This window comes from Picosynechococcus sp. NKBG15041c (assembly GCF_055380235.1).
This window is the reverse complement of record NZ_AP040363.1, coordinates 1,039,403-1,051,541: the sequence shown is the minus strand read 5'-3', so window position 1 is coordinate 1,051,541 and position 12,139 is coordinate 1,039,403. Positions and strand designations below refer to the sequence as shown.

Here is a 12,139-nt window from a genome sequence, read left to right as displayed (position 1 = left end):
TTCAATCTACCTAATCCTGCCGATTTTTCCGTTCGATTCCCTTAGGATGACTATATTGCGGTCTTTTTTATCCCTAAGGATATTTATTACTGTGCTTGATTCTTGCCTGATTATTGTGCGCCATAGCTTCCTGTTCGGACAAGCGGTTTCTCTGCCGAATAATGCTTTTACGGGACTGGTCGATACCTTGATTTTGTTACTGCTAGTCGCGACGGTGGTAGCTCTGGTGACTCGCTGGCTGAGGATTCCCTATGTGATTGGGCTTGTGCTCGCGGGTTTGTTAATTCCCAGACAGCTACTAGCAGAGGCCATTGGTTTAAATCCTGATGTGATTTTGAATTTATTTCTGCCGATTTTGATCTTTGAGGCCGCGATCAATACAGATATCAGTCGGTTACGCAGCACCATTAAACCGATTACTCTTTTAGCGGGGCCAGGGGTTCTCTTGGCTGCCACGATCACCGCCTATTTGCTCAAGGTCAGTTTAGACTTGGCTTGGCTAACGGCCTGTGCCGTGGGAGTCATTCTTACGATCACCGATACAGTTTCTGTCATTGCGGCTTTTCGGACGGTGCCAGTGCCGGGACGCTTGGCCACCATTGTGGAAGGAGAAAGTTTATTTAATGACGGGATTGCCCTGGTTTTGCTGAATGTTGTTACGACGATTCATCTACAGGGTTCTTTTAGCGTTGGCCAAGGCATTGAACAAATCCTGATTGCCTTTGTGGGGGGCGGTCTGTTGGGCTTGGGTTTAGGCTATCTCTGTATTGGCCTGTTCCGGCAGTTGGATGATCCCCTCAGTAATATTTTGTTGACCGTGGCAGTGTCCCTTGGCACATTCCAAATTGGGCAATTGCTCGGGGTTTCCAGTGCGATCGCCGTGCTGATTGCGGGGCTGCTAATCGGTAATGTTGCCCTGCGGGAAAGCTCTGGCTCCATGACGATTACCCTGTTAAATTTTTGGGAATATGCGGGTTTTGGGGTCAATACGTTTATTTTCCTGTTCGTGGGCATCGAAGTGGAACCCCAGGCCCTCCTACAGAGTATTCCAGCAGCGCTGTTAGCGATTTTGGCCTACCAAACGGGGCGAATTTTTTCGATTTATCCGCTGCTCTGGGGGCTGAAGTTTTTTGACCGTCCCCTGCCGCTCCGCTGGCAACATGTGTTGATTCTCGGGAATGTGAAAGGCTCTCTGTCTATGGCCCTCGCCCTTGGTTTACCCTTGACCCTCGCCGGGCGATCGCAGGTGGTCACTCTGGTGTTTAGTACCGTTTTGGTGTCTCTAATTGGCCAGGGGTTAAGTCTGCCTTGGTGCGTGAAAAAACTCCAGCTGGCAAAGCCTTCTCCTGTGCGCCAACGCTTAGAAACCCTGCAATTGAACTTGATTGCCGCAAAATCGGCCCAGGAAGAACTCAAGGAGTTATTACAGAGCGGCAGCCTCCCAAAATTTCTCTATGAGGAACTGTTTGCCACTTACCAGGCCCGCATTGCCAACGCCGAGGAGGAACTGCGGGGGCTCTACAACCAGCGCCTAAGCCAAAGGTTAAGCCAATTTGAGAATCAAGCCTACCTCAATGGGGTACGCCTGCGTCTTTTTCTCGCCGAAAAAAGTGCGATCAATGGGGCAATCCTCAAGGGACTGATCACCGAAGAAACGGCCCGGCCTTACATCCAAGCCTTAAACCAAGAGATTATCAACCTCCGGGATCATTAAGTCCCACATAACCCCATGAAATCGACGAGTTGGTGGACGAGTTCCGGTTTTGTCACTGCCAGGATCGTTGAGCCCCCCTCAAGGAGGGTATTGCCGTTGGGGATGTGGAGTTCCTCATGGGGATGGGCTTGGTAACCAATAATGAGAGTGCCCGCCGGAAAGCGCGGATCCTGGGCCAATTCCGCAATACTGCGCCTAACAATGGTGCAATTTTCAGGAATGGAAAGCTTCAGGACTTCAATTTGTCCCTGTTCAAAGTGCATCATCGCATCCACTTCGGGATATTCGATCGCATTGATCACCCGATTCATCGCTAATTCTGTGGTGCTGATAATGTGAGTCGCCCCGGCCAGTTTGTAAGGTTCAGTAAAGTCGCGATCGCGCATCCGGACAATAATTTGGGGGACGCCATAATGCTTACAGAGGGTCACCAGGGCCAGGTTGAGAGCATCGTCTCGGAGGGTGGCGATCACTGCGTTGGCTTTAAGGATCCCCGCTTCGATCAAAACACTCGTTTTAACGGCACTTCCTTCAAAGGCCATCACACCAATTTTTTCCCGGGCTTCCTGGCAAATGGCAGGGTTTGTATCAATCACCGCAACGGTATACTGCATCCGCTGGAGGGTTTTCGCGAGATCGCGCCCCATCAAGCCAGCGCCACCGATTAGAACGTACATGGGTTTCTCCTGAACTTATGCCACTAATTTCGATCATCGAGATTTTTCACAGCGATCGCAATGGCCACAACGAAAATTTCCCGCTTTCTGGGGAAACCCAAAACTTTGGAGCAAATAATGCCAGCGACAGCCTTTATGGGGCCAAAAATTTTGCATTTGCTGGAACGTCTGTGCTTGTTGTGTCCTCAGCTGGATAAATGTTTGAGTATGGGGGGATGAGCGCTGTTCATAGGTAAAGGGGTCTCGCCAGTGTAGTTGGCCTGTGCTGTGCAGAATCGCCAAACCTAAGGCGGCTTGGGGAGAATCAAAATCAGCAATATTCCCCTGAGGGGGCAGGTTATGGGCGAGCTTTTCCGCTTGACGAATTGTTTTTTGGAGATTTCGCCAAAAGAAACGGGCCCGATTTTTGTCCTCTGGATTAAACAAACCACTGGCTTCACTGACCAAACTCAAGGCTACACTCTTTTTCCCGTCTCGTCCCGCTCGCCCAATTTCTTGGATATATTCCGCCAACAGACTGGGGGGATGGTAGTGGAGGATCCAACGCACATCGGCTTTATCGATGCCCATCCCAAAGGCGTTGGTACACACCACAAATTGCAGTTTCCCCGTGAGCCAATCTTTTTCCCGTTGGCGGCGATCGCCTGGACTGAGGCCTGCATGATAAGCGACTGTTTTATGTTGATTTTGTCGTAATTCCGTCACAAGGGTTTCCGCATCCTGGCGGGAGCGCACGTAGATCAATCCTGATTGATTGCTCTGGGATCGAAGAAATTTTTGTACCTGATCCCGTTTCCCTTTCGGTGTCCAGATGGTGCGACAGGCCAAGTTTAAATTAGGGCGGTAGGGGCTCTGGAGAAATTTTTTCGGACTTTTTAGCTGGAGGGTTTGACAAATCGCCCGTTGAGCTTGGGGATCAGCCGTGGCCGTAAAAGCGGCGATCGCCATGGTACTGCCCTTGGGTTTATGCTTTAACAGGGCAGGGCGCACAGCCCCCAAACGACGATAAGCGGGCCGAAAGGTATCGCCCCACTGCACCAAACAATGGGCTTCATCGAGGATCAGGCCGTTAATCTGTAAATCTGGCCAAATGAGGCGTTCCCACACTGGCAAGCTGAGTAACGTTTCTGGCGAAAGATACAGGAGCCGCAGTTGCTTTTTTTCGAGGGCTGTCAGGGTTTGCCGCCGCTCCAGCTTTGACAATTGACTGTGGAGCACCTGGGCGGGAAGACCTTTAGCGCGCAGATCCTGCACTTGATTTTCCATCAGGGCCACTAGGGGCGAAATGACGAGGGTTAAACCCGCTTGCAATAGCGCAGGTAATTGGAAGCAAATGGATTTCCCCCCGCCAGTGGGCATCACAATCAGGGCATCCTGCCCAGACAATAAGCTGCGAATAACTTGATCCTGGGGTGGCCGAAAGTCTGTATAGCCCCAAATGGCCTGGAAAGTTTGTTGCACTTGATTCCATGGCTGGATCATGATTTCTAAGGGATGAGATTGTGCTACTGGTCTTTATTTTGGAGCTGAAACCCTTACAATATTAAAGTTTTGCGAATAATTTAACTTTTATAAACAGCAATGCCCACTGCTACTCTTCTGGTGTCTTGTCCGGATCAACAAGGTCTGGTTGCGAAAATCGCCAATTTTATCTATGCCAATGGCGGCAACATTATCCATGCCGATCAACACACCGATTTTAGTGTGGGCCTGTTTTTAACGCGCATTGAGTGGGAGCTGACTGGGTTCAATCTACCCCGGGATGTGATCGAGCCGGCCTTTGGGGCGATCGCCAAACCCTTGGGGGCCACCTACAGCCTGCATTTTTCTGACCAAGTACCCCGACTCGCGATCTGGGTGACGAAACAGGACCATTGCCTCTTGGATCTGCTCTGGCGACAACAGGCCAAGGAACTCAAGGCGGAAATCCCTCTGATTATGAGTAATCACCAAGAACTGGAGGCGATCGCCCAACAGTTCAACATCGATTTTCACCACATCCCGATCACCAAAGCCACCAAAGCAGAACAGGAAGCAAAACAGCTGGCCCTACTGAAGGAATACAACATCGATCTGGTGATCCTCGCTAAATATATGCAGGTGCTTAGTCCTGATTTTTTGGGGAAATTTAACCAGGTGATCAATATTCACCATTCTTTTCTGCCTGCCTTTGCGGGGGCGAAACCCTACCACCGGGCCTACGAGCGGGGCGTAAAAATCATTGGCGCAACGGCCCACTATGTCACCCAGGATCTCGATGAAGGGCCGATTATCGAACAGGATGTGGTGCGGGTCAGCCACCGGGATGATGTCAAAGATTTGATTCGCAAAGGGAAAGATTTAGAGCGGATTGTCCTGTCTCGGGCCGTCCGCCTACATTTGCAAAACCGCGTTTTGGTTTACGGTAACCGTACCGCCGTTTTCGCTTAATCAACTTTTCCCCAAGGTTCACTGATATAAAGTCTGCACCTGGGTAATGGGCAAGCGGGAGGCAACAGGTAAATCTAGGGACGAGCGATCGCCTCTCTCGAAATGTTCCGCTGCGGCACAGGCGATCATCGCGGCGTTGTCGGTACAAAATTTCAAGGGGGGAAAATAAACTTGAATCCCGGCTTTTTCGGCGGCTGTCGTCAATGACTCCCGGAGGCCACTGTTTGCCGCGACACCACCACCGACCACAATGGTTTTCAGTTGGCGATCGCCCGCACAGCGGACTGCCCGTTTTGTTAAAGCCTGGGCGACGGTGTATTGGAAACTGGCGGCAATGTCGGCCACCGGAATGTCTTGGCCCGTCGCTTCGAGCTGCTGCACCAAGCGCAAAACCGCTGTTTTCAGGCCGCTAAAACTGCAGTCATAGGGATGATAGCCGCCCCCAGGGAGAGAGATTTTTCCTTCGGGTAATTTAAAGGCTTGGGGATTTCCTGTTTTGGCAAGGCGATCGATCACCGGGCCACCGGGATAACCGACCTTCAGTAACCGGGCCACCTTATCAAAGGCCTCCCCGGCGGCATCATCGCGGGTTTCCCCCAACAGCTCATACTCACCGCAACCGCGTACCTCAATGAAGCTTGTATGTCCCCCCGAAACCAAGAGACAAAGAAAAGGCGGCTCCAACTCCGGTTGACTCAAATAACTAGCGTAAATATGACCTTCTAAGTGATGGACAGCGATAAAGGGCTTGTTGTGTACCATGGCCAGGGTTTTTCCGGCGGCGGCCCCCACTAGGAGAGCGCCCACCAATCCCGGCGCACAGGTGGTGGCGATCGCCTCAATTTCATGCCAACCTAAACCCGCCTGTGCAAGGGCTGTGTCGATACAAGCATTGATACTTTCGAGGTGATATCGTGATGCCACCTCCGGTACAACCCCACCAAATTCCCGGTGAATATCAATTTGGGAGGCAACCACATTACCAAGAACTTTACGATTTTTAACAATTGCAACGGCAGTTTCATCACAACTTGTTTCGATTGCCAAAACAATGCTCATATATCGGTATAACTTAGATTTAAGTTAACAACTTTAACCTTTTTTGCCTTTACTCGATACGCTGGTCACAGTAATATTGCTTCCAAAGTACAAATGGATTGGCGTATCTTTTGTACAAAAAACTTTACTATTTTGTAACAAAAGGAAACAAACTTATGCAACGTTTCGTAGCTGTTGTTTGCGCCTTTGCTCTCTCTTTAACTTTGTGGCTGGGTTTCGCTTCCCCCGTGAAAGCAGATTCTCTTTCTCACCTGACGCCCTGTAGTCAGTCCGCCGCTTATAAACAAAGAGCAAAGAACTTCCGCAACACCACCGCAGACCCAAACTCTGGCCAAAACCGGGCCGCAGCCTATTCTGAAGCCCTCTGTGGCCCTGAAGGTTTGCCCCACCTCATCGTCGATGGTCGCTTAGATCACGCTGGTGAGTTTTTGATCCCGAGCATTCTCTTCCTCTACATTGCAGGTTGGATTGGTTGGGCTGGCCGCTCTTATCTGATCGCTGTCCGTAAAGAAAAAGACGCGGCAATGGCAGAAATCATCATCAATGTGCCCCTCGCCTTTGGCTTGATGTTGGCTGCTTTTGCTTGGCCTTTAGCTGCTCTAAAAGAATTTACTTCCGGTGAGCTAGTGGTAAAGGATGCGGATGTGCCCGTTTCTCCCCGCTAGGTTTTCGTCGTTTTCAGTATTTATCATTCTTTTTGGAGTAAATCAATGGATAAGTTCTTATCTTCTGCACCGGTTCTTTTAACCGCGATGATGGTTTTTACAGCAGGGCTTTTGATTGAGTTCAACCGCTTTTTCCCTGATCTTTTATTCCACCCTTAGGTTTAAGATATCACTGGAATTTTTGCGTTAATTGTTAAGAAAAGAAGGGCACTGGGATTTAATCTCGGTGCTTTTTTAATGGGTATTTTTTAGGCGACAGGACAACTGAAGAGCCCTGGCGATCGCCTGGATATTTTTTGTTCACTAAGCCAACAATGGGACTTGAACCCACGACCTACGCATTACGAATGCGTTGCTCTACCAGCTGAGCTATGTTGGCGCTTTTGCAAGATTGTATTTTACTACATTTTGCCTGGAGGATTCACGCAAGAAAGGTTGCCTCAAAAAATATTTAGGGGACTTCGTGGGTGAGTTGGGCAAGTTTTATTCTGAGGCGTTGGGCTTCGGCGGGATTTTGGGTTTCATGGAGGGCGATCGCCTGTTTAAAAAATTTCATGCTCTCGGCGGTTTGACCAATGCGGAACAGGAGAGCTGCCAAATTTTGGTGCGTCCAGGGGTTGAGAGGATTAAACTTGAGGGAATTTTCATAGGCGGTAATCGCTTCGCCCACCTGACCGAGGGCTTTGTGGGCAAGACCCAGGTTGTAATGTCCGGCGGCAAAGGTCGGGTCAATGGTGACGGTGGTTTGATGGAGGGCGATCGCCTCATTGTGCTTACCTAGGGTTTGCAGAAGAGCGCCATGGTTATGGTAGGCACCAATTTTGAGTTTGTCCTGGAGGGGCTGCTCGCTGGCCAGTTGGTAATGCTTGATCGCCTTATCCGGTTCGTGATTTTGGCGGAAGGCGTTGCCTAGGTGAAAGTGCAGTTCATAGCGGAGATTTGGGCTGGTATTGGCGGCATATTTCAAGCCCTGTTTAAGGATTTTGAGGGCTTGTTTGGGCAGACCTTCGCCGAGGTAAATCCCCCCCAATTTACTGCAGACATAGGGGTCATTGGGATGGGTCTGGTAGTAGCTTTCCATCGCCAGCTTGGCCCTGGTGCTTTTTTCGAGTTTGGCGATCGCCTCCCGTTGATAGCCGGTGTGAAAAATAGCCACCTGGGGGAGTTCCTTAATCTGCCATTGGGGTTCTTTTTCCAGCAGAGCCTGCACGCTATCGTCGATCATCGCGTGGTAGGGCCGGGTAAATTCCAAAGCTGGATGGCGCCGAAAGAGTCGCGATACCAGGGAATAAGGTGATTGGCTCGCCCCAATTTCGTAACGCAATAGGTTCACCACCAAAGTTTCTGGATCGGCGATCGCCTGTTCAATGGCAAGGATAACTTTGGGATTGAGGGTTTCATCGGCATCTAAAACCAGTACCCAATCTTTAGTGACCAGTTTCAACGCTTCGTTCCGGGCAGCAGCAAAATCTTGGTTCCATTCAAAATGGCCCACCGTTGCCCCCAATTCTTTGGCGATCGCCACCGTTTCATCAGTCGAGCCCGTATCGAGGATCACAATTTCCCCCACCAGATCCCGGACACTGTTGAGGCAAGTCCCCAAAGCATCCGCTTCATTTTTGACAATCATGCACAAACTGAGGCGATCTTTCATGGTGGTCGAGGGTATGGGCTCAAATTAACAGAACATTCAGGCAAATTGTACCGGAAAGTGCCCCCGGTCACCGTCCCCAAAAAGCACAAAAAAATAAGGGAGTTGCCCCCCTTAGCGAAATAATTTTTTTCAAAAAATCTGACGCGGTTACCCTCACTTTGATTTTTATACGGTTAAATTAATGGCGATCGCCATGCCGATAAATAACCCAATAATGACCAAAGCGACAATACCTAACATGGTGTAATCTCGCCGCCTTTCCGCTAAGGATTTTCCTTCTTCATAGACGGTTGGCGTCACCGCATAATTATTCACAAGGCCTTGTTCACTGACCGTATAGCCCGCCGTTGTGTCGATACTCAAGTCCTCAGTTTCTTGGGGTTCTGGCGTAAATTCTCCTTCCCGTGACTGCCTAGCAGCAACCTCTGCCGGAATGAGTTCTTCACCACTACTCATCCCTTGTTGGTTAAGGGTTTGGGGAACTGTAATGCTCTCGGTATTCATTTAGAAAATACCTCCTTTTTTGCAACAAAGATTAAACTCTAAACGTGCCTTGATTTTTTTAACCAAGCGAAATGCCAAGAATTAATCTATGCATACACAATAGCAATTACATAGCCAAATTATCATCCATCAAATGTAAGATCTCAATATCTATCAATAGTATGAAATGTTTCGTAGGAGTAGCCTCAAAAATTTCATAAAATGAATCCCATTCAAGATCTCAAAGTTCCTTGGTTCATGCCAAAGTTAGAGCTTAGATACGAGGCTACAAACAAATTTTCGTTGATTGTTCGCCAAGGCTAAATCATGGAGACAGTCAAACTTTTTCATTGGTAATTTTTTGCCATCTATCCGTAATACAGCCCGATATTCCCAATAGTATTTAGCACTGCGCTTGAGGGAGATTAAGCAAATTTCTTGGTTTTCATAGGTGCGACAAGTTTCCCCATAGACTGGTAAAACCAAAAGATTGAAACAAATTAAGACACTCAAACAAAAAGCGCGCCACATAACAAGTTGTGATTCAACCGCTAATAAAAAAGCCGAATACTATTTGATAGTACCCAGCCCTTGGAGATTGACAATGAAAATTGAAGAGGTTAGTTGAAAATTTTAGAGAAGGCCGAAGAAGTGGAGTACACCTTGACCGGTGGCAACTTCAAGAATGATCGCTGCGACAAAACCAATCATTGCCATGCGGCCATTGAGGTTTTCGGCAGATGCAGTGAAACCGAATTTTTTGTCGTCCATGGTGAGTACCTATGTGAAGAAAGTAAAAATGCTTGCTGTTGTTAGCTTAACAAACTGTTACGTAAATCCGCCATAGCTCTTGGGGGTTAATTGTTGAGTTTAAGTTCTATTCTTGATAAGAAAAAGTTATTAAAAGAGAGTCCTAGAGGGAAATCTCTAGTCCAATAAAAAGGCCGTAGCAGCTCTAGCTACGGCCTTTCAAGGATTTACGGGGTTGGTTATGGGAGGTTAATACCCAGCGTCTTCTTCGTATTCATATTCTTTTTTCTTTTCAGGAATGTTTACTGCTGGGGGCTGGTAGGGCGGCTCATCACGACTGTCATCATCCCAAACATCCCCGGCGACATCTTCGCCATAACCTTGGGCAGGCTCTTCATAACCGTAGCTGCCGTCGTCTCCCCAGTTACTCCCTTCGTCATATTCGTCGTAGCGCATGGCTCTGGCCTGTTGTCGCTGGGGTGGGGGCGGGGCGATCGCCTCTTCTTCCCATTCGTCCTCCCAGTTGTTAAGGGGTTGACGGGCTTCTACGGGGCGGGAAATAGGTTGCTGGAGCGGCACACCAGTGCCCAGTTGATTTTCTGGGCGAGCAGTTGGTGCGTAGTAAAGATCTTCCTGTTCCCGCTCCCAGGGAGGACGGCCGATGCCTAGACGCTCCAGGAGGCCAACGGTGATTTGACTGAGGCGTTCTTCAGCCCCCTCAAAAACAATCAGGCGATTGGGGCCGCTGCTAATTACTTCTTCAATGGGCAGCTCATAGGTGCTGATTACCTGCTCTGGAATTTGGGGCAAACCAATGGAAGCAATAATAATCGAGGAGACAACGCCCGTTTCTAGATCAAATTGAAAGTCCCGTACGCGCCCTAGGGGTTCTCCTGCTTCGGTGATGACCTCACTATTGATCAAGGGGCTGTAAGCCTCAACATCCACGTCAGCCAGGACATCTTCATTATTGACAAGAATGACATCGCCAGTTTTGGTAATCGCCTCCAGATACATGTATTTGGGCATGCCCGAGACGGAAAAAACGCTATCTCGCAGTCCGAGGGAGACAACTTCGCGGCGATCGATGTCCACTAATACATCCTTGACGACGCCCAGGCGAGTGCCCCGATTTTGGGTGATCACCTGGGTATTGATGAATTCATTGCGTAGGCGGATAGAATCAATGCTCATGTTGTCTACAGTAATGGCGATGCGTTAGTGGAAAAGGAAAAATGAACAGTATCTAGGGTGCGCTCTGGAGAATAACGCCAGTAGGTTTGAGGCAGGAGATGATGTTTGGGAAATGCACTTTCGACTATGCAATGTTGCCTGATAGCAATTATCCAGCAGACTCTATCATTTCGGGGTATTCTTGACAACTTTTCCGGAGGGGCCAATGGTTTTATTCTAGCGAATTGATCCCAAACTTTGAGACAAGCGTTTTTTCTGGCAAAGGAATTTGGTTATAATCGATGCCCCAAGCTTCTTTTTATTCTTCGTAAATCTGTAAAAGACACAGCGCGCCCTATGGTGGAATTAACTGATTTGAAACGCTCCCTCGAATTGACCCAAGCGCACCTGGGGAAAACCCAGGACTATCTTTGACCTAAAAACCTTAGACGCCAAGATTTTTGACCTAGAGCAACAGGCGGCCCAACCGGAATTCTGGGATGATCAGCAAGCGGCCCAGGTGATTCTCCAGGAATTGACAGACATCAAAGGGACTGTGGCCCAATATCATCAATGGCAAGCTCAGTTTGAAGATGCCCAGGCGATCGCCGAACTACTCGCCGAAGCAGAAGACCCAGCCCTCCTCACAGAAGCTGTAGACAGCTTGGCTAAGCTCCAAAAAGAACTGAACCGTTGGGAGCTGCAACAAATGCTCTCGGGGGAATACGACAACTTCGGGGCGGTACTAACAATCAATGCCGGGGCCGGAGGGACAGATGCTCAAGATTGGGCAGAGATGTTGCTGCGGATGTATACCCGTTGGAGCGAAAAACAGGGCTATAAAATCCGTCTTGCTGAGATTTCTGAGGGAGATGAAGCCGGTTTGAAATCGGCCACCCTAGAAGTAGAAGGCCGTTATGCCTTTGGTTATCTCAAGCACGAAAAAGGCACCCATCGCCTGGTACGTATTTCCCCATTTAATGCCAATGGCAAACGGCAAACCAGTTTTGCGGGGGTAGAGGTGATGCCCCTATTAGGAGATGAGGCGGTTAAGGTTGATATTCCCGACAAAGATCTAGAAATCACCACTTCCCGGGCAGGGGGCAAGGGTGGCCAAAACGTCAATAAAGTTGAAACAGCAGTCCGCATTGTCCATCTGCCCACGGGGGTAGCCGTGCGCTGCACCCAGGAGCGATCACAGTTACAGAACAAAGAAAAAGCCCTCGCAATTCTAAAAGCCAAACTGCTAATTATTGCCCAGGAACAGCGGACCAAGGAAATCGCAGAGATTCGTGGTGACATGGTCGAGGCTGCTTGGGGCAACCAAATTCGGAACTATGTATTTCACCCCTACCAGATGGTGAAGGATTTGCGCACGAACCATGAAACCACCGATATTGCCGGGGTGATGGATGGAGATTTAGAGGCATTTATTGAGGCTTCTCTCCGGCAGGACACCTGGGTTGGCGAATCTGCTTAGGGAAAGGCCGTAAGTTAGAATGCAAGGTGGCAAAATTTAGCAGCTCCTTTAGTT

13 protein-coding genes and 1 tRNA gene are annotated in these 12,139 nt (G+C 49.1%); 5 read left to right on the top strand and 9 right to left on the bottom strand.

Annotation, left to right across the window (positions count from 1 at the left end; translation table 11 throughout):
* Positions 1–91: 91 nt before the first annotated feature.
* Entirely contained in the window at positions 92–1,714 is a 1,623-nt protein-coding gene (locus ACZ45B_RS05180) for a cation:proton antiporter (RefSeq protein ID WP_024544593.1), read from the top strand.
* Here the strand turns inward: ACZ45B_RS05180 and ACZ45B_RS05175 are convergent.
* On the bottom strand, positions 1,711–2,391 hold the full coding sequence (locus tag ACZ45B_RS05175; RefSeq protein WP_024544594.1) for a potassium channel family protein: 681 nt from the start codon (positions 2,389–2,391) through the stop codon (positions 1,711–1,713). The two genes, ACZ45B_RS05180 and ACZ45B_RS05175, sit on opposite strands and share 4 nt — an antisense overlap.
* Before the next feature lie 33 nt (positions 2,392–2,424).
* Positions 2,425–3,873, bottom strand: coding sequence for a RecQ family ATP-dependent DNA helicase (locus ACZ45B_RS05170; RefSeq protein WP_024544595.1), 1,449 nt, complete (start codon positions 3,871–3,873; stop codon positions 2,425–2,427).
* Between the two features lie 99 nt (positions 3,874–3,972).
* On the opposite strand from ACZ45B_RS05170, the gene purU reads away from it, so the two are divergent.
* Positions 3,973–4,821 carry a formyltetrahydrofolate deformylase gene (gene purU, locus ACZ45B_RS05165; RefSeq protein ID WP_024544596.1) on the top strand — a complete coding sequence of 283 codons (849 nt, stop codon included), beginning with the start codon at positions 3,973–3,975 and terminating at the stop codon, positions 4,819–4,821.
* 18 nt (positions 4,822–4,839) lie between these two features.
* Here the strand turns inward: purU and tsaD are convergent, their stop codons facing one another.
* Positions 4,840–5,880: a tRNA (adenosine(37)-N6)-threonylcarbamoyltransferase complex transferase subunit TsaD gene (tsaD, locus tag ACZ45B_RS05160; protein ID WP_029681602.1), complete on the bottom strand. Its 1,041-nt coding sequence runs from the start codon at positions 5,878–5,880 to the stop codon at positions 4,840–4,842.
* A gap of 155 nt (positions 5,881–6,035) precedes the next feature.
* Here tsaD and ACZ45B_RS05155 point away from each other — a divergent pair, with 155 nt between their 5' ends.
* Both ACZ45B_RS05155 and psaJ read left to right on the top strand, forming a co-directional pair.
* On the top strand, positions 6,036–6,545 hold the full coding sequence (locus tag ACZ45B_RS05155) for a photosystem I reaction center subunit III (protein WP_024544597.1): 510 nt from the start codon (positions 6,036–6,038) through the stop codon (positions 6,543–6,545).
* 45 nt (positions 6,546–6,590) lie between these two features.
* Positions 6,591–6,704 carry a photosystem I reaction center subunit IX gene (psaJ, locus tag ACZ45B_RS05150; protein ID WP_012306636.1) on the top strand — a complete coding sequence of 38 codons (114 nt, stop codon included), beginning with the start codon at positions 6,591–6,593 and terminating at the stop codon, positions 6,702–6,704.
* Between the two features lie 147 nt (positions 6,705–6,851).
* Here the strand turns inward: psaJ and ACZ45B_RS05145 are convergent.
* From ACZ45B_RS05145 to ACZ45B_RS05120, 6 genes are all read right to left on the bottom strand, one after another.
* Positions 6,852–6,924, bottom strand: a tRNA-Thr gene (locus ACZ45B_RS05145).
* A gap of 72 nt (positions 6,925–6,996) precedes the next feature.
* Entirely contained in the window at positions 6,997–8,199 is a 1,203-nt protein-coding gene (locus ACZ45B_RS05140; protein ID WP_024544598.1) for a glycosyltransferase, read from the bottom strand.
* A gap of 165 nt (positions 8,200–8,364) precedes the next feature.
* Complete coding sequence (locus ACZ45B_RS05135) at positions 8,365–8,703, bottom strand: hypothetical protein (RefSeq protein WP_024544599.1); 339 nt, start codon at positions 8,701–8,703, stop codon at positions 8,365–8,367.
* Positions 8,704–8,949: 246 nt separating this feature from the next.
* Positions 8,950–9,168, bottom strand: a complete 219-nt coding sequence (locus tag ACZ45B_RS05130) for a hypothetical protein (RefSeq protein ID WP_158505967.1) — start codon at positions 9,166–9,168, stop codon at positions 8,950–8,952.
* A 147-nt stretch (positions 9,169–9,315) separates the two neighbouring features.
* A complete protein-coding gene (locus ACZ45B_RS05125) occupies positions 9,316–9,453 on the bottom strand; it encodes a chlorophyll a/b-binding protein (protein ID WP_038027707.1) in 138 nt (45 codons plus the stop codon).
* A 228-nt stretch (positions 9,454–9,681) separates the two neighbouring features.
* Positions 9,682–10,626 (bottom strand): PRC-barrel domain-containing protein, encoded by a 945-nt coding sequence (locus tag ACZ45B_RS05120; RefSeq protein WP_024544601.1) that lies wholly within the window; start codon positions 10,624–10,626, stop codon positions 9,682–9,684.
* A 339-nt stretch (positions 10,627–10,965) separates the two neighbouring features.
* Here ACZ45B_RS05120 and prfB point away from each other — a divergent pair.
* Positions 10,966–12,085 (top strand): peptide chain release factor 2 gene (gene prfB, locus ACZ45B_RS05115; RefSeq protein ID WP_096418966.1). Its coding sequence is split into 2 segments (ribosomal slippage): positions 10,966–11,037 and positions 11,039–12,085, totalling 1,119 coding nucleotides; the frame shifts between segments, so codons are not numbered across the junction.
* The last annotated feature ends 54 nt before the right edge of the window (positions 12,086–12,139 follow it).